The organism is Pseudonocardia sp., from assembly GCF_025965585.1.
GTDB lineage: Bacteria > Actinomycetota > Actinomycetes > Mycobacteriales > Pseudonocardiaceae > Pseudonocardia.
The window spans coordinates 1-19,405 of sequence record NZ_JAOPWR010000254.1; the positions used below are offsets into that span (position 1 = coordinate 1).

Below are 19,405 nucleotides of genomic sequence, written 5' to 3' on the forward strand. Positions count from 1 at the left end.
GCCGGCCCGCGGCGGCGACACAGCATCGATCATGGCGATCGCGATCCGGCGAGCGATCCTCTCGCCAGGGAGCCAGGCCCCTGCCACTCCTTGACGGTGCAGGTCTCGCCGGATCACACCGCAGGACGGCGCCGGGAGGAAGGGCCCCGGGTGGGCGGCGTCCTGGGCGCGCTCCCGCCCGAACGAGGCCACCGGATCAGCACTCTCGGGGGACGCGGCCGGCGGTCAACGGGGTGCCCGGTGTGGCGGCAGCTCGCCCACCAGCATCATCAGGGTGTCGGCGAGCTCGGCGATGGCGCTGTCGAGCGCGGCGCCCCTCTTCCCCGCACACCAGACCGGGGCCTGGGACATCGCGGCGTGCATGCACTGCAGCACGGTGTCGACGCCGGTGACGGTGAACTCCCCCGTGGCGACGCCCTCGTCGACGACCGTGCGGAACAGCTGGTCGTGCCGGCGGCGCAACGCCTTGATCCTCGCCTGCTGCGCGTCGGGCCAGTCCCGCGGGACGAGGAACAGCCGAAGGGCCGCGGGGTACTCGCGGACCGCGATCCTGATGTGCTCGCGGAGCAGCGCGCGCAACCGCTGGGCGGGGGTGCCCTCGTGGGCGGCGGGAAGCTGCTCGAGACGGGCCGTCCAGTCGTCGCCCAGCGTCTCGATGGCCGCCGTGCCCAGCTCGTCCTTGCTGGCGAAGTAGTAGTACAGCGACCCCTTGCTGACGTCGAGCCGCTCGGCGACGTCCTCGAGGCTGACGGCGTCGAAGCCGCGCTCACCGAACATCTCCGCGGCGACGGTCAGGATCTGCTCGATCCGCTGACCGCGCTTGCGCTCCACCCGACTGACCACAGACAGATCCTACCCACGGTCCGACTCTTGACTTCAAAGTCAAACTTTGTGACCGTGGTCGAATGACCGACTACGAAGACGTGGAGTACCTGGTCGAGGGCACGACGGCCGTGATCACGATGAACCGGCCGCACCGCTACAACGCCTTCCGCGGCAAGACCGTCGAGGAGCTGATCCGCGCGTTCCGCGCGGCGTGGGCCGACCGTGGCGTCGCGGCCGTGATCCTCACGGGAGCCGGCGACAAGGCGTTCTGCACCGGCGGCGACGTCAAGCAGCGCGCCGAGACCGGCGACTACGGGCCCACCGAGAGCGGCATGTTCGAGATCGGCTACCTGCACAAGCTGATCCGCGACATCCCCAAGCCCGTGATCGCGGCCGTCAACGGGCTGGCGATCGGCGGCGGGCACGTGCTGCACGTGCTCTGCGACGTCACGATCGCCGCCGACACCGCGCGGTTCGGCCAGTCCGGGCCGAAGGTCGGCTCGTTCGACGCCGGGTTCGGCTCGGCCTACCTCGCGCGGATCGTCGGGGAGAAGAAGGCCCGGGAGATCTGGTTCTGGTGCCGCCAGTACAGCGCCGCCGAGGCCCAGCAGATGGGCCTGGTCAACGCGATCGTGCCCGCCGACCAGCTGATGGACGAGGCGAAGTCGTGGGCCGCGGAGGTCGCGGAGAAGAGCCCCACCGCGATCCGCTTCCTCAAGCAGTCGTTCAACGCCGACACCGACCACCTGGCCGGCCTGTCCAACATGGCGATGTCGGCGTTGGACCTGTTCACGGCCTCCCCCGAGGGACTGGAGGGCGCGGCGGCGTTCGCCGAGAAGCGCACGCCGGACTTCGCCTCCAAGGTCGTCGGGCACTGACGTGGACCTCGCGCTCAGCGACGTCCAGCGCGAGTACCGCGACCGGGCCCGGACGCTCGCGGAGAAGCGGCTGCTGCCCGGCTACCGGGACCGGGAGAAGGCCGGCCGCATCGAGCCCGACCTGCGCCGCGAGATCGGCGAGCTCGGGCTGATCGCCCCGGAGACGCCGGTCGACCTGGGCGGCCGCGGGCTCGACCGGCTGACCAGCGGGCTGATCACCGAGGAGATCGGGCGCGGCGACATCAACGTCGGGTACCTGCAGGTCGTCGGGTCGCTCGTCGCGCAGATCATCGCCGGCAACGCCCGGCCCGAGATCGCGCAGCACTGGGTGCCGCTGATCTGCAGCGGCGAGGAGATCGTCGGCATCGGGCTGACCGAGCCGCACGCCGGCTCCGACGCCGGCATGCCCCGGCTCACCGCGACCCGCGACGGCGACCACTGGGTGCTCGACGGCACGAAGTCGTTGTCGTTCGGCGCCGACGCCGCGGCGGTCGTGGTGTTCGCCCGCACCGGGCCGTCGGACAAGCGCGGCAAGGACATCAGCGCGTTCCTCGTACCGCTCGACCTGCCCGGCGTCAGCCGGGAGCCGTACTCGGACATGGGCACCCGGGCGGTCGGACGCGGCGAGGTGCACCTCGACGGCGTCCGGATCCCGGCCGAGAACCTGCTCGGCGCGGAGGGACGCGGGTTCACCCAGGTCATGCAGGGCTTCGACTTCAGCCGGGCGCTGATCGGCCTGCAGTGCCTGGGCGCCGCCCAGCAGACCGTCGACGAGACGTGGACCTACGTCGGCACGCGCGAGGCGTTCGACCAGCCGATCAGCAAGAACCAGGGCGTCGTGTTCCCGCTGGCCGAGGCCGAGACGCTGCTCACGGCGGCCCGGCTGCTGTGCCACCAGACGCTGTGGCTGAAGGACGCCGGGCAGCCCCACACCGCGCAGGCCGCGATGTGCAAGTGGTTCGCCCCCAAGACCGCCTACGACGTCATCAACCAGTGCCTGCTGCTGCACGGCCAGTACGGCTACCGCACCGAACTGCCCATCGAGCAGCGGATGCGCGACGTGCTCGGCCTGCAGATCGGCGACGGCACCGCCCAGATCATGAAGCTCGTCATCGCCCGGCAGCGCCTGGGCCGCGAGCTCGCCCCCTGATTCGGAGGAACAAGTATGGGAAAGCTCGACGACACGATCGCCATCGTCACCGGGGCCGGCCAGGGCATCGGCCGGGGCATCGCGGAGAAGCTCGCCGCCGAGGGCGCGACGGTGGTGGTCACCGACATCAACGAGACCACCGCGAAGGAGACCGCCGCAGCGATATCGACCGGGGCCATCGGCGGCACCGGCATCCGCACCGACGTCACCGACCGCGACTCGGTGGCCGCGATGGTCGAGCAGGTGCACCAGCAGTTCGGCCGGATCGACGTGCTGGTCAACAACGCCGGCTGGGACGTCGTCGGCCCGTTCGTGGACTCCGACCCCGCCGACTGGGACCGCGTCATCGCGATCAACCTCTACGGCGTCCTGCACACCTGCAAGGCGGTGCTGCCGATCATGGCGGCGCAGGGCCACGGCTCGGTGGTGAACCTCGCGTCCGACGCCGGACGCGTCGGGTCGTCCGGCGAGGCGGTGTACTCCGCGGCCAAGGGCGGCGTCATCGCGTTCACCAAGACGATCGCGCGGGAGATGGCACGCCACCAGGTCAACGCGAACGTCGTGTGCCCTGGGCCCACCGACACCCCGCTGTTCGCCTCGATCGGCGGCGACAACCCGAAGCTGCGCGACGCGCTGACGAAGGCCATCCCCTTCCGCCGCCTCGCCCAGCCCGTCGACCTCGCCAACGTCGTCGCCTTCCTCGCCTCCAGCGAGGCCTCCTACATCACCGGCCAGACCGTCAGCGTCAGCGGCGGCCTCACGATGAGCTGAACAAGGGACACCCCGCCATGGACACGATGCTCACCGCCGAGCAGATCGATCTCTACACGGGCCTCTGGCCGAACAAGCTGATCACCGACTTCCTCGACGAGGCCGCCGCCGCGACCCCGGACAAGGCGGCGTCGATCGACGCACACGGCACCACCACGTGGGCCGAGCTCAAGCGCTTGTCCGACCGCGTGGCCCTCGGGCTGCTGGAGCTCGGCGTCGGGCCCGGTGACGTCGTGTCCTACCAGCTGCCGAACTGGACCGAGTTCCTCGTGCTGCACTACGCGGCCACGCGGATCGGTGCCGTCAACAACCCGCTCATCCCGATCTACCGCGACCGCGAGGTCGGCTTCATGCTGGGGCTGGCGAAGTCGAAGGTGATCGTCGTGCCGAAGGAGTTCCGCGGCTACGACCACCCCGCGATGGTCGAGCGGCTGCGCGGCGACTGGCCGTCGCTCCAGCACGTGCTCGTCGTGGGAGACACCAGTTGGCAGGACTTCGTCGACACCTCCTGGGAGGAGCGCCGCGACCCCGCCGAGCTGGACGCGCTGCGCCCCGACCCCAACGACGTGACGCTGCTGATCTTCACCTCGGGCACCACCGGCGAGCCCAAGGGCGTCATGCACACCCACAACACCCTCGTCGCTGCGAACGCCCCGCTGCCCGAGCGGCTCGGGGTGGGCGCCGACAGCGTGATCCACATGGCGTCGACGTTCGCGCACCTCACCGGCCTCCTCTACGGCGTGCGGCTGCCGGCCCAGGTCGGCGGGGCCACGGCCGTCTACCAGGACGTGTGGGACGCAGGCCGGTTCGTCGAGCTCGTGGAGGAGCACCGGATCACCTACACCTCGGCCGCCACGCCGTTCCTGCACGACACCCTGGACGCGCCCACTCTGGCCGACCACGACATGTCGTCGCTGGAGCGGTTCTGCTGCATGGGTGCGCCCATCCCCCGCGCGCTCGTGCGCCAGGCGAAGGCGAAGCTCCCGGGGCTGGCCGTGCTCGGCGGCTGGGGGCAGAGCGAGAACGCACTGGTGACCCTGGGCATCCCCGGTGATCCCGAGGAGAAGATCGTCGAGCGCGACGGCTACCCGTGGCCCGGCATGCACATCCGCGTGGTCGACGCCGAGGGCGCGGTGCTGCCCGCCGGGCAGGAAGGGCGGCTGCAGGTCACCGGCCCGTTCCTGTTCGTGGGATACCTGGAGCGCCCGGAGCTGACCGCGTCGTCGTTCGACGGCGAGTGGTTCGACACCGGCGACGTCGCCGTCATCGACGCGGAGGGCTACCTCAACATCACCGGCCGCACCAAGGACGTGATCATCCGCGGCGGCGAGAACATCCCGGTGGCCTACGTCGAGAACGTCCTCTACGAGCACCCGGCGATCGCCGGTGTGGCCGTGGTCGGACTGCCCGACCCGCGACTGCAGGAGCGCGCGTGCGCCGTCGTCACGCTCAGGCCGGAGGTGGCGGGCCTGACGATCGACGAGATGCGCACATTCCTCGGTGAGAAGGGGGTGGCCCGGCAGTACTGGCCGGAACGACTCGAGATCTTCGACGAGCTCCCCCGCACCGCCAGCGGCAAGATCCAGAAGTTCCAGATCCGAGCCCGCCTGCAGGAGTGACGTGAACCCGCACGCATCCGCGCTGGTCGGACGGTAGGAGCGGGACCAGTGTGGACCCAGCGCACTAGGGGGACAGTGGTTCTCCGAGCGCGTGCAGGGTGCCTAGCGCGCGGGTGGCCAGCTGGAGGTTGAAGCGCGTGTCCGGCCGGGACAGGTCGTGACCGGAGATCTGCCGGATCCGCCGCAGCCGATACTTGACGGTGCTGCGGCCAAGCGCCAGCGCCCGCGCGGTGGCGTCGTAGTTCCCGCCGCACTCCAGGTAGCGGCTCACGGTCGCGACCAGGTCGGTCCGGTGCTGCCCGTCGTAGTCGAGCAGGTCGCCCAGCCACCGCCGGACGAAGCGCTCCACGCCGCCGGTATCCCCCAGTTCACCGAGCAGCTGGTAGACCCCGAGCTCGTCGTAGCAGACGGCGCGGTCGGCGCCACCGATCGTGTCGTGCAGCCGCAGCGCGAGCCGGGCCTCGCGGTGCGACCGCGGGAACTCCGACGGCCGCTCGGCGATGCCGCCGACACCGACCCGGCACCGGGTGGCCCCCGACACGGCGAGCACCGCGGCGCGCAGTCGCTCCCACCTCGGCATGTCGTCGGGCGCACCGGGAGCGAGGACGACGACGGCGTCCGTCTGGGGCAGCAGCAGCGGGGTGACCCGGTGCTCCCGCACGGCCTGGCGGACGGCGACGACCAAGGTGTCGGGGTGGCCGGGGGCGTCGAGCAGGAGGACGCGGTGCGGACGCCCGAGATCGTGCCCGACGGCACGGGCCCGCTCCAGCGCGCTGTCCGAGTCGATGCCGTTGATCAGGTCCGACACGATGTCGCGGCCGAGCCGCAGCTCGGCGTCGGCGACGTTCTGCAACCAGGCGAGCTCCACGGCCAGCACGGTGGCAGCGTGCTCGAGGGCGACCGTCTCCTGCTCCCCCGCCCGCCCGTCCGGGTCGGCCAGCGCCACCACGCCGAGCACGTCACCGCGGGTGCGGGCGACGACGACGAGACGGCCGTCGGCCCGGATCGGCCGGCCCGCCACTAGCGCGCGTTCCAGCAGGTGGGCACGCTTGGTCGGCGTGACCTTCGGAGGCGGGCGGACCGGCTCCGGGCCGGCCCAGGCGAGCAGGTTCCCGTGCCGGTCCTCGACGCCGGCGGGCAGGCCGGTCAGCTCGTGCAGCGCGCGGGCGATCCCCGCCCGGCCCTCGCCGGCGACCGCGACCCGGGTGAGCCGGTCGTGGATCGCGGTCTTGCGTTGCAGCGCGGCGACGGTCTGCGCCAGAGCCGCGTTCGCCGAGCGCAGCTCAGCCGTGGCGGCGCGCTCCCCCGCGTGCAGGCCTGCGTTGGCCAGGGCCGTGGCGGTCTGCTGGGCGAGCACGCGGAGCAGGAACAGCTCCGCGTCGGACGGCTCCTGGTCGGCGGTGACCACGAGGAACCCGAAGTGCCCGGCCAGGCTGCGCAGCGCGAACGCCCAGGCCCAGCCCTGTCCGGCGATCGTCAGCGCGCCGCCGTCGGCGGCGAGCCGGGTGAGCTGGGCCTGCACCTGCGCGCGCGGCGCGGGCCGGGTGCACGACCCGGCGGTGGCCCGCCATCCGAACCCGACCTGGAAGACCCCGTCGATCCGGCAGCGGCCCAGCGAGGGCACCGCGGTGGTGGCCAGGTGGACGATGTCGTCCTCGGAACGGCGCTCGGTCATGATCATCGAGAGCGCGAGCAGGCCCTGCAGGTTCGACAGCTGGTCGCGCAGGGCCAGCTCGGACTGCCGGTTCGGCGCCGACACCGGGGTCACGGGCTCGTGGTGGCGAACTCGCTGCCGGTCAGGTGGTGCGGGTTCTCCAGCACCAGGCCGCCGAGCAGCAGCTTCCGGTGGGTCTTCAGCAGGTCGACGAGGATGCCGCTGCCGAGCCTGCTGACGTCGTACAGGCACAGCAGCACCTGGCCGTGCAGCGCGGCGAAGCGGTGGGCCCAGCCCTCGTAGGCCACCAGCAGCTTCCGGTCCAGCTCGACGCGGGACAGCCACGACATCTCGCCGACCACCCTGGCGAGGTCGTAGCCGTCGGCCGCGGCCGCCCGGACCTGCTCCTCCCAGAACTCGCTCATCCAGTCGGGCGAGAACCGCCCGCCCCGCAGGTAGGTCTCGGTCGACGGCCAGAGCAGCAGCTGCCGCGAGGCCGCGCACCCGGGGGCGTCGAGCTCGGGGTCGAGCCGCCGGAGCACCGCGGCGGGATCGGTCGTGTCGACGACGCCGAGGCAGCGGTCGCCCTCGCGCAGGCCGGCCTCGAGGTAGGGCAGCAGGATGGCATCGCGCTCGTCGTCGCCGTAGTAGAAGCCGCAGACGTGGTCGCCGGGCTCCAGCTCCACCCCCGCGAGGCCGAATTCCCGGGGCACGCGCACCCACCACCCTCCGCCGAGCCGCTGTGATCGCAGCCACATTCTAGCCCCGAACGGACACACCGCGGCGGCCGTTTGGCCCTCTCGGGGCATCGCGAACGCCCCCGGCCGACCGTGATCCTGATCACGGCCCGGGGATCACCCGGGACGCCGTCGAGCAGGAGGAGGGCACGTGCCACGACTCGCCCGTTCGGACTGGTACGACCTCGCCAGGGACATGAACTGGAATGTGTCCTATGTGGATGAGGCGCAGGTGTGGCCGGAGGAGATGTCCGCCGCGGGCGGCATCCCCGCCGAGAAGTGGTGGGACTGGGACGAGCCCTACAAGGTGAGCTACCCGGAGTACGTCCACAACCAGGTCGGCAAGGACACCGGCGTGTACGCCGTCAACCAGGTGGTGGCCCGGTCGAAGGTGTTCGCCCAGCTCGACCCCGGCTGGAAGTCCGCGATCATCGCGCACTACGGCGCGATCGCGTTCGGCGAGTACATGGCCGCGATCGGCGAGATGCGGATGGGCCGGTTCGGCCGGGCCGCCGCCTGGCGCAACATGGCGATGTTCGGCTCGATGGACGAGATCCGGCACGGCCAGATCCAGACCTACTTCCCCTACGGCCTGCTGGAGCAGGAGCCGCGCGCCGACTGGGCGCACAAGACGTTCCACACCAACGAATGGGGCGCCATCGCCGCCCGGCACCTGTTCGACGACATGTTCTCCGCGAACGACGCGGTCTCCACCGCCATCCAGCTCACATTCACCTTCGAGACCGGGTTCACGAACCTGCAGTTCCTCGGCATGGCCGCCGACGCGATGGAGGTCGGCGACATCGGCTTCGGGGCGCTGATCTCCTCGATCCAGACCGACGAGGCGCGACATGCCCAGCAGGGTGAGCCCACCGTCAAGATCCTCATCGAGAATGGGCGGAAGGAGCACGCGCAGAAGCTCATCGACCACATGTTCTGGCGGTCGTGGCACGTGTTCGCGCTGCTCACCGGCCTGTCGATGGACTACTACACGCCGCTGGAGCACCGCTCCCAGTCGTTCAAGGAGTTCATGGAGGAGTGGATCGTCAAGCAGTTCCTCGACCAGTTCCGCGACTTCGGGCTGGAGCCGTCGTGGTACTGGGAGGACCACTTCCTCAAGGAGCTCAACTGGTACCACCACGCCCTGCACATCGGGATCTGGTTCCACCGCCCGACCGTGTGGTGGAACCCCGACGCCGGAATGTCGCCCGAGGAACGCGACTGGCTGGAGGAGAAGTACCCGGGCTGGAACGACACGTTCGGCAGGACGTGGGACGTGATCACCCGCAACGTGCGCGCGGGGAAGATCGAGAAGACGCTGCCCGAGACGCTGCCGATGGTCTGCAACATGTGCCAGATCCCGGTGGTGACGCCCTCCGGCTTCTTCGCCGGGTACCTGGACAGCCCGGTACCGCGCATGCTCGACCACGGCGGACGGCGCTACGTCTTCTGCTCCGAGCCGTGCCAGTGGATCTTCGAGCAGAACCCGTCCCGGTTCGCCGGGCACCTCAACCTCATCGACCGGTTCCTCGCCGGCCAGATCCAGCCGATGGACCTCGGTGGGGCGCTCGGCTACATGGGCCTGTCCCCCGCCGAGTGCGGCACCGACGCCACGAACTACGCGTGGGCCACGGATCCGGGCCTGCGACTCCCGAAGGCGGGCTTCTGATGGCGCTCTTCCCCGTGCAGGGCATCTTCGACGGCGACTTCGTGGTGATCCTCGCGGCGATCGACACCGAGGACCCGATGTCGGTCGTCGGCGAGAAGATCGCGCACCACGCGGTGGACCGGCGCGTGGAGGCGCAGGACCGGCCGATCGAGGTGCGCCACAACGGCACCGTGCTCGACCCGGACGCCACCGTGATCACCGCCGGCGTCGCCCCGCTGGACGTGCTGGTAGCGGGCTACGCGTGACCGCCGGAATGAGTTCTTCCCGCGGAGGCGACACGACTACAGCTCCCGAGATCAAGTGGGTCGACGTCACGACGCTCGGTGAGCTGTGGGAGGGCGAGGTGCTCGACGTCGAAGCGGCGGGAGAGCGCGTGCTGCTCGTCCACCTACCCGGCGGGGAGCTGCGCGCCTACCAGGGCTTCTGCCCGCACCAGGAGGTCCTGCTCGCCGACGGGGACTGGGAGCCCGACGACGGGGTGCTGGTCTGTCACGGGCACCTGTGGGAGCTCGACCTCCGCTCGGGGATCGGCATCAACCCCGCGGGCTGCCGCCTCTACGCCTACCCGACCGAGACCGACGGAGAGACCGTACGCGTCGGGATCCCGCAGGACGGCCTGCGCCACCACAACCGCTGTTCCGGAACCTGAGGGAGGACGTCGTCGTGACGACGGAAGCGCACGTCAGGATGGTCGGCCCGGTCATACGCGGGGTCGACAACGAGCTCGCCGAGGCCGTGATCGAGGCCATGGAGATCGACAACCCGGACACGGACATCGTCGTGGACGACCGCGGCGGCTACATCCGGATCAGCGCGGCCCAGCGCTGCCGGCTGACCAGGGCCAGCCTGTCCGAGGTGCTCGGGCACGAGTTCTCGCTGGCCGAGCTGGAACCGTCGCTCTCGGCGTTCGCGGGGCGGATAAACGCCGACGAGAACGAGATCGTCTGGTTCCTGGACCGGGAGGACTGAGATGACCACCAGCGCACGCCGGCCGCGGCCGAAGACCTGGAGCATGCTCGGCGACGTCCGTCGCCGAGTGAGTCCGTACGAGGCCGTCACCGCGAAGTTCCATTACCACTTCCGCCGTGAACCGGCCCCGTTCGAGCTCGACCCGGGCATGCCGATGAACGCCTGGTACCTGCGCCACCGCGAGGGGTCGCCGTTCCAGGTGGACGACTGGGAGGGCTTCCGCGACCCGGACAAGCTCACGTACAAGGACTACGTCGCCGTGCAGCACGAGCGCGAGCTGTACCTCGACGGCCTCGTCGACCGCTACGAGGCCACCGAGCACGCGTCCTCGCTCGACCCGGCCTGGGTGCAGACCCTGCGGCAGCTCTTCGTCCCGCTGCGCTTCCCGCTGCACGTCCTGCAGATGGTGAGCCTGTACGTCGGGCAGATGGCTCCGTCGTCGTTCGTCACCAACCCGGCCGCCTTCCAGGCGGGCGACGAGATGCGGCGGATCCAGCGGATCGCCTACTGGACGCAGGTGCTGGCCGACGCCCACGACCCGGGCCTGGCCACGACCGCGGCCGCGCGCGACCCGTGGACCGGCGACGCGGCGTGGCAGCCGCTGCGGGAGACGCTGGAGCGCCTGCTGATCGCCTACGACTGGGGCGAGGCCTTCACCGCGCTCAACGTGGTGGTCAAGCCGGCGATCGACACGCTGCTGGACTGGCAGTTCGCCGCCCTGGCCGAGCGCAACGACGACCCGTTCCTCGAGCTGATGTTCGCCGAGTTCCAGAACGACGCGAACCGCAGCAGGCACTGGACCGGCGACCTCGTCCGGTACGCGCTGGACGCCCGGCCGGAGCTCGCCACGGTGCTGACCGGGTGGGTCGAGACCTGGACACCGCGGGCCATGGGGGCGGTGGAGGCGCTCGCCCCGCTGTTCGAGGGGGCGCCCGCACCGCTCGCGGGAGCGGACGTCACGGCGGAGGTGCGGGCCGGGCAGGACCGGTTCACCGCCACGCTGGGGCTGTAGGAGACGGGCCGGAACGGCCCACAGCGACACCCGCGTTCCGGGCGCGCGCCCGGAACGGGGGTGTCGTCTTCCGCCGCGCCGGTGCGGTGATGCGGCCACGCACCATGTGCTGGTCCGAGCCGCAGGTGTCGATGGAGACGTTGCGCAGGATGACCCCGTGGACAACCGGCGTCGGGTCAGGAGGAGCCACGCCGCACCGGAGGCTCCAGAGCGGGCGACGGCGGGGCCGCGGGGAGGCCGATCAGGGCGATGAACGCGCGTCCGATGCTGTCCGGCGTGTGAGGGCCGTCCGGCTCGAACCACATGTACATCCAGGCGAGCATGCCCAGAAGGCCGTTCGTGATGATCTCGGTGGGCTGGTCGGCGGGTAGCGCGCCGGCCTCCTGCGCGCGCTCGACCAGCTGGGTCGTCTGCTCGATGAAGGTGCGCTGATCAGCAGCGACCGCCCGCGCGACCTCGGCGGGGAACGTCCGGTACTCCTTCCAGTACACCGCGTAGGAGTAGCGGTTGCGGGCCAGCACGGCGGTGAAGGCGTAGATCACGTCGCGCAGCTGGGCGACGGGGTCGGCGCTGGCGCGGAAGGCCGCGGCCGTGGAGGCGCTGAAGTCCCGGTCCACCTGCCGGGCGATCTCCACGAGCAGGTCGTGCTTGCTGCCCACGTAGTGATAGATGCCCGACTGCGTCAGCCCGGCCAGCGCCGCGATCTCCTTGGTGGTTCCCCGCTCGAAGCCGTGCCGGAAGAACACCTTCGCCGCGGCCTCGAGGATCTCCCGCCTCCGCCGATCCCAGTCACCGTCGTCGGCAGGGCCTCGGGTGCGGTCCGGGTGCGGGCCCGCCGCCGCGGCGGTGCCCTGCGAAATGGGGTCTCGACGCGTCACCCGACCAGCCTAGCCGCGCACATCCCGCCTGTCCCTGGGTGACATCGGCGTTACGGCACCCTTGACGTCCGCGCCCGCCTCGGCGCAGACTGACGGCGATTGATAGGTCTATCAAAACGGAGCACCGTGACTGTGGCCGAGCATTATCAGGCGGTTCCCCCGGGACTGACGGTGCATGCCGCCGGGCATCGCACCAATTACTACGACGACGGCGCGGGCACGCCGGTCGTCCTTCTCCACGGATCGGGGCCCGGCGTCAGCGCATTCAGCAACTGGCACGGGGTCACGCCATTGCTGGCGCAGAACTTCCGGACGATCGCGCCGGACATCGCCGGCTACGGGCTCACCGAGTTCCAGAGCGACGGCCACTACGACATCAAGCTGTGGGCGGCCCACCTGCTCGCGTTCCTGGACGCGGTCGAGGTGGAGCGCGCGGTCCTGGTCGGCAACAGCTTCGGCGGTGCGCTCGCGATCGCGACCGCCGTCTTCGCCCCCGAGCGGGTCGCCGGGCTGGTGCTGCTGGGCACCCCTGCCGGCGAGTTCCCGATGACCACCGGGTTGCGGTCGGGCTGGTACTACGAGCCCAGCCCGGAGAACATGCGGGCCATCCTGGAGGAGTTCCCCTTCGATCCCGCGATCGTCACCGACGAGATGGTCGGCCAGCGCTACGCGCTCTCGGCACGTCCCGGCGCGCAGGAGGCGTTCCGCCGGCTCGTTCCCGAGCCGTCGGGAGCCGGCGGTGGCTCGGTGCGCGGCGCGAGCGCAGGGTTCCTGGCCAAGGTGTCCGCACCCACCATGATCGTGCACGGCCGCGAGGACCGGGTCGTGCCGCTCGAGGCCGGCCTGTTCGCGGGTCAGCACATCCCCGGGGCCGACATGCACGTCTTCGGCCACTGCGGGCACTGGGTCCAGCTGGAGCGGCCGGAGGCCTTCGCGCAGCAGGTCGCGCTCTTCGCCGGGGGCCTCGTATGAGCCGGACGATGCTCGAGAAGGTCCTCTACGACCTCGGCGTCGACCGCCCGACCAAGAAGGCGTTCCGCGAGGACCCCCGCGCGCTGCTCGGCAACTACCGCCTCACCGACGAGGAGATCGAGCTGATCTGCGACTTCGACCTGCACGCGCTCCGGGAACGAGGAGTCAACCCGATGCTGCTCATGGGGTACTGGCAGCTCGCCCGTCAGGACATGGACGCCTACCGGCGCCGCATCGCGGCACCGCGTGTCGCCGGAGGTGAGGCGTAGTCATGGCTGAGATCGTCGGAGGACTTCTCGTGCCGCACGACCCGCTGATCTTCGCCGCGACCGGTGCCGTGCCGGCCGAGGTGAAGGACTCCGTCTTCGAGGCCTACGCCGAGGCGTCCCGGCGGCTCGCGGAGATGCGGGCGGACGTCGTGGTGGTCTTCGGCACCGACCACTACATCCTCTTCGGTCCGGGCTGCCTGCCGCAGGCCCTGATCGGGGTCGGCGAGCTCGACGGCCCGATCGACCGGATGCCGGGCCTCGACCGCCGCGTCATCCCCCACCACCCCGAGATGGCCGACCACATCCTGCGCCACGTGCTCGACGGGGACCTCGATCTGGCGTGCGCCAAGGTCCTCACCGTCGACCACAGCGTCGCGATCCCCCACCAGCTCGTCGTCGAGCCGGCAGGGGGCGTGCCGATCATCCCCTTCTACCTCGCCTGCGGTGTCGACCCGGTGATCCCGATGCGCCGCGCCGCCCGTCTCGGCTCGCTCGTCCGCAGCGCCGTCGAGGCGTGGCCGGGCGACGAGCGGGTCGCCGTCATCGGCAGCGGCGGGATCAGCCACTCCGTCGGCGAGGCCGATATGGGCCGTGTCAACCCGGAGTTCGACCGGATGATCATCGAGCTCGTCGCCAAGGGCGACGTCGACGCGCTGTGCGCCCTGTCCGACGGCGACGTGCTGCGCGACGGCGGCAACGGGGCCCTGGAGATCAGGAACTTCGCCGCGGCGCTGTCGGCCGTCCCGAACCCGCGCGGCGAGCTGATCGCGTACCTGCCGGTGCCCCAGTGGATCACCGGGCTCGGCTTCGTCGAGGTGCGGGCCACGTGAGCAGGGCCGGCGTGAGCACGACACCGAACGACGAACGACGAGAGACGAAGGCGGACGACATGCAGTACACCGGGGGACGGCTGGCCGCGTGTCCGGTCGCGGAGCTCCTGCCAGGGACGATGCAGCGCATCACGACGCCCGATGCCGAGCCGATCACCGTGTACAACGTGGACGGCGAGCTCTACGCCACCGCCGACACCTGCACCCACGCGCTCGCCAGCCTGGCCGAGGGCGACCTCGAGGACGGCGAGGTCAGCTGCCCGGTGCACTGGGCCCGCTTCGACGTGCGCACGGGTGCTGCGCTCTGCTTCCCCGCCACCGAGGACCTGGCGACGTACCCCGTCGAGGTCGTCGACGGCACCGTGACCGTCCTGCTCGACGCCGAGGCGTCCGGCTCGACCGCGGGCAGCGCGACATGACCCGGGCGACGAGCGACATCGGCCACCTCATCGACACCGCCGAGGGCTGGGTGGACCGGTCGATCTACTGGGACCCCGACATCTACGCCCTGGAACTGGAGCGGATCTTCGCGCGCTCCTGGCTGTTCCTGGCCCACGAGTCGCAGGTCGCCCGGCCCGGCGACTTCGTCACCACGTGGATGGGCCAGGACCGGGTGATCGTCGTGCGGGGCCGCGACGGCACCGTGGGCGCCTACCTCAACAGCTGCCCGCACCGGGGCAACGTGGTCTGCCACGCCGAGGCGGGCAAGGCGCGGGGCTTCGTCTGCAACTACCACGGCTGGTCCTTCGGCCTGGACGGACGACTCGCGGGGATGCACGAGGGCGAGGCCTTCGAGCGCACCCCGGGGTTCGACCGCCGCAAGCTGGGCCTCACTCCCGTTGCGAAGATCGACACCTACAAAGGCCTCGTCTTCGCCACGTTCGACCCGGACGCCCCCTGTCTGGCCGATTACTTCGGCGATTTCACGTACTACCTCGACGTCATGCTGGACAACGACGAGGGCGGCACCGAATTCCTGCCCGGATGCATTCGCTCGATCCTGCCGTGCAATTGGAAGGTCGCGGCCGAGAACTTCGCCGGCGACGCCCTGCACGCCGGCTGGACCCACGACTCCGGGGCGCAGGCGATGCTGGGCCGCGGAGTGGGCAAGGTGTCCTACGAGAACAGCTACCAGGCCAATGTCAACGGCCACTGCTGGGAGTTCAACCTCGACCTCCTCGGCAACGCCGCCACGTTCGGGGACCGCTCGGTGCTCAGCTGGCTGAGGACCCGCGAACCGGAGATGGCGCAGCGCCTCGGCCCGACACGGGCGCGGATGGTCGGCTCGATGGCCTCGGTCAACGTCTTCCCGAACTTCTCGTTCCTGCCGGGGCAGAACACGTTCCGCGTGTGGCACCCGAGGGGGCCCCAGGAGACCGAACTACAGACGTGGGTGCTGGTGAACCGCAACGCCCCCGGCCACATCAAGGACGCCTACCGCAAGGGCGTGATGATGACCTTCTCGCCCTCCGGGGTGTTCGAGATGGACGACGGCGACAACTGGCAGTACGCGACGCGGGCCAACGACGGCGTCGTCACCCGTCGCCAGCGCCTGTACTACGGGCTGGGCTTCGGCACCGAGATCGACCATCCCGAGCTGCCCGGCAACGTCCACAAGGGCCAGGTCAACGACGCGAACCAGCGCGCCTTCCTGGGGCGCTGGGCCCAACTGATGGACGCCCGGAGCTGGTCGGAGGTGGCGTCGTGAGCGACCTCGCCGAGGAGATGGCCCTGCACTTCGAGGTCAGCAGGTTCCTCTACCGGGAGGCACGGCTGCTGGACGAGGAACGCTATGACGACTGGCTCGCGCTCTTCACCCCCGACGTCCACTACTGGGTCCCGGGTGTGGAGAACCGGATGCGCAGCGATCCCGCGGGGAGCATCACCGCGTCGCACATGGCGTACTTCGACGACGACTTCACCGATCTCTCGAGGCGGGTCGCGCGCTTCCAGGCGCCCACCGCATGGTCGGAGGACCCGGCGACCCGTCATGTCCATCTCGTGGCCAACGTCGAGGTCGAGGCAGCCGGGGCGGAGCCCGGCACCGGCCCCGACGGCCCGTCCCCGCACGGTGAACCGCCACCCGCACCCGGCGAGCTGCTGGTGCGCTCGGTGCTCGTGAGCTACCGCAACCGCAACCACGACGAGGAGGACGTCCTGAGCGCGCGCCGCACCGACGTCGTCCGCCGGACCGACGACGGGCTGCGCATCGCCCGGCGCACCGTCGTCCTCGGCCAGTCCGTGCTGCTCTCACAGAACATCAACACCTTCCTGTGAGCGCCTCGGAGCGGCTGCACGGGCAGGTCGCGATCGTCTCGGGGGGCGCGAGCGGCATCGGGCTCGCCGTGGTGGACCGGTTCCTGGCCGAGGGCGCCTGCGTCGGGGTGCTCGACCGGCAGGGCGGGGCGCTGGGCGACCTGCAGGCCGCGTGGCCCGAGCGGCTGGTCGTCGTGGGCGGCGACGTCCGCGACGGAGCGGCCCACGAGGCGGTCCTCGAGGCGACCTCGCAAAGGTTCGGGGCCGTCGACACCTACGTGGCCAACGCCGGGATCCACGACATGTGGACACGGCTCGAGGACATCCCGCTCGACCAGCTGCCGGGTGCGTTCGAGGAGCTGTTCGCCGTCGACGTACTCGGCTACCTGTTGGGGGCCCGGGTCATGGCGGGCGCGCTGCGCGCCGCGCACGGCAGCATGATCTTCACGGCGTCGAGCAGCAGCCGCTACGCCGGCGGCGGCGGTCCGCTCTACGTGGCGGCCAAGCACGCCGTCGTCGGACTGGTGCGCCAGCTCGCCCACGAGCTCGCCCCGGACGTCCGCGTCAACGCGATCGCCCCCGGCGCCACCTCCACGGGACTGAGCGGGCTCTCGGACGGCGAGGTCGGGCGGGGCAGCCTCCTCGACCGCCCCGGCCTGATGGACCGCGTCGCCGAGACCGTACCGCTCGGGTTCGTGGCCGAACCGGGAGACCACGCGTCGCTCTACGTCCTGCTCGCCAGCGCCGACGAGGCTCCCTTCATGACGGGCACGGTGCTGCCCAGCGACGGCGGGCTGGACGTGCGGCGCTCCGGCCGTCACCACCGCGCGCAGCGGGTCGCCGGTACCATCGGCGCAGGTGGCGCATGACGGCCACGGCCCCCCGCGAGGCCGGTGTCGGCGCCGCAGGCAGCAGGGTCGCCGGTGCGGCGTCCCCGGTGTCGGCGCGGTTGCGGATACCCGTGATCGCCGCACCGATGTTCCTGGTGTCCGGCCCCGAACTGGTGCTGGCCGCCCACCGCGCCGGGATCGTCGGGGCCTTCCCGGCGCCCAACGCCCGTGAGCTCGCGGACTTCGACCACTGGTGCGCGTCGATCAGCGACGGTGTGACCACGGGCTCCGCCGGCAGCGGCGCCTGGGCGGTGAACCTCTTCGCCCACCGCACCTACCAGCGGCTCGACGCCGAGGTCGACATCCTCTGCCGGTACCGGCCCGATCTGGTGATCACCTCCCTCGGTGCGCCGAACCGCGTCGTGGACGCCGTCCACGGCTACGGGGGCGAGGTCTTCGCGGACGTCGTCACCGTCGCCCAGGCGAAGCGCGCCGTGGCCGCCGGCGTCGACGGGCTCGTCCTCGTCTGCGCGGGCGGCGGCGGCCACACCGGGACCTTCAGCCCGTTGGCCTTCGTCCCCGCCGTCCGGGACTTCCACGACGGCCCGTTGTTCGTCGCCGGCGGCATCGGCGACGGCGCCGCCGTGGCCGCTGTCGAGACGCTGGGCGCTGACGGCGCCTACGTCGGGACGCGCTTCTCCGCGGCGGCCGAGAGCCTCGCGGGCGACGAGTACCGGGACATGCTCCTCGCTGCCGAGATGGCGGACGTGGTGACGAGCAGGGCCGTCACCGGGGTGACCGCCAACTGGTTGCGGCCCAGCCTCGAACAGGCCGGCTACGACGTCGACGACGTGGGAGCGGCGAACTTCTCGGGTGACCTGCAGGGCGCCAAGCCGTGGAAGAACCTGTGGTCGGCCGGGCACGGCGTCGGCAGCGTCCGCTCGGTCACCACGGTGCAGGCGATCGTCGACGAGCTGGCCGCCGACCGCGCGACGGCCATGCGGCGGCTCGCCGCCCGGGCCCCCGACACCGACCACACCGACACCAACCACAGCACCGGCGCCGTCGGGCGGGGCCCGGAGAAGGGTGAGTCATGAGGGTTCTCGGCGACGTCCTCACCAAGCAGGGCCGTGCCCTGCCCGATCGCATCGCGCTGGTCGACCCGCACGGGAACCGGCAGCACACCTACGCCGAGCTGGCCCGGCGGTCCGTGCGGATCGCCAATGGGCTGGCGGAACTCGGAGTGGGCCATGGCGACCGGGTCGCGATGCTGCTCGGCAACTGCACGGTCTGCGCGGAGCTGCCGCTGGCCGTCGGCCTCATCGGCGCCGTGACCGTCAACGTCAACGAGAAGCTCAAGCCCGACGAGGTGGCGTACATCCTGGCCGACTCCGGTGCGACTGCGGTCGTCACGTCGACGGACCTGCTCGGGACCCTCGAGACGATCCGGACGGACCTGCCGGAGCTGCGCCACGTGCTCACCGTGGACGGCGCCGCACCCGGCACCCTCGATTTCGAGGCCATGGTGGACGGCGCCTCCCCGACGCCGCCGCAGATGGTCGTTCCGGAGAGCTCCACCGCGATGCTGATCTACACCAGCGGCACCACCGGACGACCGAAGGGCGTGCAGCTCACGCACGCCAACCTGGTCCACAGCGCGACGAACTTCCTGGTCGAGGGCTTCCACGACGCCGACGGCGTCTACCTCGCCTGCGTGCCCTACTACCACGCCGCGTGCATCCCCCACATGGCGGCGCTGATGCGCGGCATGACCGTGGTCGCCGTGCCCTTCGACGTCGAGTCGGTCCTCGACCTCGTCGAGCGGTACCGGATCACCGACGCGTTCCTCGTCCCGACGATGATCGCGCTGCTGCTGCAGCGCACCGACCTCCTCGACGCCCACGACCTGTCGAGCCTGCAGACGATCTTCTACGCGGCTGCGCCGATCCCCGTCCCCGTGCTCAGCGTCGCACTCGAACGGTTCGGGCCGATCTTCGTCCAGATGTACGGGCTCAGTGAGAGCGCCACGATCAGCACCGTCCTGCGCAAGGAGGACCACCGGCTCGACGGCGACCACCGGAGACTG

At 71.1% G+C, this 19,405-nt stretch carries 22 protein-coding genes; 18 read left to right on the forward strand and 4 right to left on the reverse strand.

The features are described 5' to 3' along the window. Positions 1-225: 225 nt before the first annotated feature. Positions 226-843: a TetR/AcrR family transcriptional regulator gene (locus JWR81_RS16430; RefSeq protein ID WP_297652781.1), complete on the reverse strand. Its 618-nt coding sequence runs from the start codon at positions 841-843 to the stop codon at positions 226-228. Positions 844-905: 62 nt separating this feature from the next. On the opposite strand from JWR81_RS16430, the gene JWR81_RS16435 reads away from it, so the two are divergent. The 4 genes from JWR81_RS16435 to JWR81_RS16450 are packed head-to-tail and all read left to right on the forward strand — an operon-like array spanning position 906 to position 5,243. Next, a complete protein-coding gene (locus JWR81_RS16435; protein ID WP_297652784.1) occupies positions 906-1,703 on the forward strand; it encodes an enoyl-CoA hydratase-related protein in 798 nt (265 codons plus the stop codon). Between the two features lies 1 nt (position 1,704). Then, a complete protein-coding gene (locus JWR81_RS16440; protein WP_297652787.1) occupies positions 1,705-2,853 on the forward strand; it encodes an acyl-CoA dehydrogenase in 1,149 nt (382 codons plus the stop codon). Positions 2,854-2,868: 15 nt separating this feature from the next. Continuing rightward, on the forward strand, positions 2,869-3,624 hold the full coding sequence (locus JWR81_RS16445; protein ID WP_297652789.1) for an SDR family NAD(P)-dependent oxidoreductase: 756 nt from the start codon (positions 2,869-2,871) through the stop codon (positions 3,622-3,624). Between the two features lie 17 nt (positions 3,625-3,641). After that, a complete protein-coding gene (locus tag JWR81_RS16450) occupies positions 3,642-5,243 on the forward strand; it encodes an AMP-binding protein (protein ID WP_297652791.1) in 1,602 nt (533 codons plus the stop codon). Between the two features lie 64 nt (positions 5,244-5,307). Here JWR81_RS16450 and JWR81_RS16455 read toward each other — a convergent pair whose 3' ends face one another. Together JWR81_RS16455 and JWR81_RS16460 are read right to left on the reverse strand one after the other, a co-directional pair. Further along, positions 5,308-7,011 (reverse strand): helix-turn-helix domain-containing protein, encoded by a 1,704-nt coding sequence (locus JWR81_RS16455; protein WP_297652794.1) that lies wholly within the window; start codon positions 7,009-7,011, stop codon positions 5,308-5,310. Beyond that, on the reverse strand, positions 7,008-7,610 hold the full coding sequence (locus tag JWR81_RS16460) for an MEDS domain-containing protein (protein ID WP_297652796.1): 603 nt from the start codon (positions 7,608-7,610) through the stop codon (positions 7,008-7,010). The genes JWR81_RS16455 and JWR81_RS16460 overlap by 4 nt, the downstream gene beginning before the upstream one ends. A gap of 175 nt (positions 7,611-7,785) precedes the next feature. On the opposite strand from JWR81_RS16460, the gene JWR81_RS16465 reads away from it, so the two are divergent. Genes JWR81_RS16465 through JWR81_RS16485 form a run of 5 tightly spaced genes read left to right on the forward strand, consistent with a single transcriptional unit; the run spans position 7,786 to position 11,284 of the window. Then, on the forward strand, positions 7,786-9,303 hold the full coding sequence (locus tag JWR81_RS16465; protein WP_297652799.1) for an aromatic/alkene/methane monooxygenase hydroxylase/oxygenase subunit alpha: 1,518 nt from the start codon (positions 7,786-7,788) through the stop codon (positions 9,301-9,303). Beyond that, the gene (locus JWR81_RS16470) at positions 9,303-9,548 is read left to right on the forward strand and encodes a toluene-4-monooxygenase system B family protein (RefSeq protein WP_297652802.1); all 246 of its coding nucleotides are present in this window, start codon (positions 9,303-9,305) and stop codon (positions 9,546-9,548) included. Before JWR81_RS16465 ends, JWR81_RS16470 begins: the two co-directional genes overlap by 1 nt. An 8-nt stretch (positions 9,549-9,556) precedes the next feature. After that, the gene (locus tag JWR81_RS16475) at positions 9,557-9,952 is read left to right on the forward strand and encodes a Rieske 2Fe-2S domain-containing protein (RefSeq protein ID WP_297652805.1); all 396 of its coding nucleotides are present in this window, start codon (positions 9,557-9,559) and stop codon (positions 9,950-9,952) included. Between the two features lie 14 nt (positions 9,953-9,966). Further along, complete coding sequence (locus JWR81_RS16480) at positions 9,967-10,272, forward strand: MmoB/DmpM family protein (protein WP_297652808.1); 306 nt, start codon at positions 9,967-9,969, stop codon at positions 10,270-10,272. 1 nt (position 10,273) lies between these two features. Next, the gene (locus JWR81_RS16485; protein WP_297652811.1) at positions 10,274-11,284 is read left to right on the forward strand and encodes a toluene hydroxylase; all 1,011 of its coding nucleotides are present in this window, start codon (positions 10,274-10,276) and stop codon (positions 11,282-11,284) included. 176 nt (positions 11,285-11,460) lie between these two features. Here the strand turns inward: JWR81_RS16485 and JWR81_RS16490 are convergent, their stop codons facing one another. Beyond that, complete coding sequence (locus JWR81_RS16490) at positions 11,461-12,162, reverse strand: TetR/AcrR family transcriptional regulator (RefSeq protein WP_297652814.1); 702 nt, start codon at positions 12,160-12,162, stop codon at positions 11,461-11,463. Positions 12,163-12,288: 126 nt separating this feature from the next. On the opposite strand from JWR81_RS16490, the gene JWR81_RS16495 reads away from it, so the two are divergent. From JWR81_RS16495 to JWR81_RS16535, 9 genes are all read left to right on the forward strand, one after another. Beyond that, complete coding sequence (locus tag JWR81_RS16495; RefSeq protein ID WP_297652817.1) at positions 12,289-13,134, forward strand: alpha/beta hydrolase; 846 nt, start codon at positions 12,289-12,291, stop codon at positions 13,132-13,134. An 8-nt stretch (positions 13,135-13,142) separates the two neighbouring features. Next, positions 13,143-13,403, forward strand: a complete 261-nt coding sequence (locus JWR81_RS16500) for a hypothetical protein (protein WP_297652820.1) — start codon at positions 13,143-13,145, stop codon at positions 13,401-13,403. 2 nt (positions 13,404-13,405) lie between these two features. Next, entirely contained in the window at positions 13,406-14,233 is an 828-nt protein-coding gene (locus tag JWR81_RS16505) for a hypothetical protein (protein ID WP_297652823.1), read from the forward strand. 11 nt (positions 14,234-14,244) lie between these two features. Then, positions 14,245-14,652: a bifunctional 3-phenylpropionate/cinnamic acid dioxygenase ferredoxin subunit gene (locus tag JWR81_RS16510; protein WP_297652825.1), complete on the forward strand. Its 408-nt coding sequence runs from the start codon at positions 14,245-14,247 to the stop codon at positions 14,650-14,652. Continuing rightward, positions 14,649-15,941 carry an aromatic ring-hydroxylating dioxygenase subunit alpha gene (locus tag JWR81_RS16515; RefSeq protein ID WP_297652828.1) on the forward strand — a complete coding sequence of 431 codons (1,293 nt, stop codon included), beginning with the start codon at positions 14,649-14,651 and terminating at the stop codon, positions 15,939-15,941. The genes JWR81_RS16510 and JWR81_RS16515 overlap by 4 nt, the downstream gene beginning before the upstream one ends. Then, positions 15,938-16,510 (forward strand): aromatic-ring-hydroxylating dioxygenase subunit beta, encoded by a 573-nt coding sequence (locus JWR81_RS16520; RefSeq protein ID WP_297652831.1) that lies wholly within the window; start codon positions 15,938-15,940, stop codon positions 16,508-16,510. The genes JWR81_RS16515 and JWR81_RS16520 overlap by 4 nt, the downstream gene beginning before the upstream one ends. Next, positions 16,507-17,358 (forward strand): SDR family oxidoreductase, encoded by an 852-nt coding sequence (locus JWR81_RS16525; protein WP_297652834.1) that lies wholly within the window; start codon positions 16,507-16,509, stop codon positions 17,356-17,358. The genes JWR81_RS16520 and JWR81_RS16525 overlap by 4 nt, the downstream gene beginning before the upstream one ends. Beyond that, positions 17,355-18,416: a nitronate monooxygenase family protein gene (locus JWR81_RS16530; RefSeq protein ID WP_297652836.1), complete on the forward strand. Its 1,062-nt coding sequence runs from the start codon at positions 17,355-17,357 to the stop codon at positions 18,414-18,416. The genes JWR81_RS16525 and JWR81_RS16530 overlap by 4 nt, the downstream gene beginning before the upstream one ends. Then, positions 18,413-19,405, forward strand: a 993-nt coding sequence (locus tag JWR81_RS16535; protein ID WP_297652839.1) for an AMP-binding protein, incomplete at its 3' end; no start/stop codon positions are given. The genes JWR81_RS16530 and JWR81_RS16535, both read left to right, overlap by 4 nt.

Bases quoted from the DNA above. Each gene is read 5' to 3' on its own strand.
- JWR81_RS16435 (WP_297652784.1), top strand. From the start codon at position 906: ATGACCGACTACGAAGACGTGGAGTACCTGGTCGAGGGCACGACGGCC.
- JWR81_RS16445 (WP_297652789.1), top strand. From the start codon at position 2,869: ATGGGAAAGCTCGACGACACGATCGCCATCGTCACCGGGGCCGGCCAG.
- JWR81_RS16450 (WP_297652791.1), top strand. From the start codon at position 3,642: ATGGACACGATGCTCACCGCCGAGCAGATCGATCTCTACACGGGCCTC.
- JWR81_RS16470 (WP_297652802.1), top strand. From the start codon at position 9,303: ATGGCGCTCTTCCCCGTGCAGGGCATCTTCGACGGCGACTTCGTGGTG.
- JWR81_RS16475 (WP_297652805.1), top strand. From the start codon at position 9,557: ATGAGTTCTTCCCGCGGAGGCGACACGACTACAGCTCCCGAGATCAAG.
- JWR81_RS16485 (WP_297652811.1), top strand. From the start codon at position 10,274: ATGACCACCAGCGCACGCCGGCCGCGGCCGAAGACCTGGAGCATGCTC.
- JWR81_RS16500 (WP_297652820.1), top strand. From the start codon at position 13,143: ATGCTCGAGAAGGTCCTCTACGACCTCGGCGTCGACCGCCCGACCAAG.
- JWR81_RS16505 (WP_297652823.1), top strand. From the start codon at position 13,406: ATGGCTGAGATCGTCGGAGGACTTCTCGTGCCGCACGACCCGCTGATC.
- JWR81_RS16515 (WP_297652828.1), top strand. From the start codon at position 14,649: ATGACCCGGGCGACGAGCGACATCGGCCACCTCATCGACACCGCCGAG.
- JWR81_RS16530 (WP_297652836.1), top strand. From the start codon at position 17,355: ATGACGGCCACGGCCCCCCGCGAGGCCGGTGTCGGCGCCGCAGGCAGC.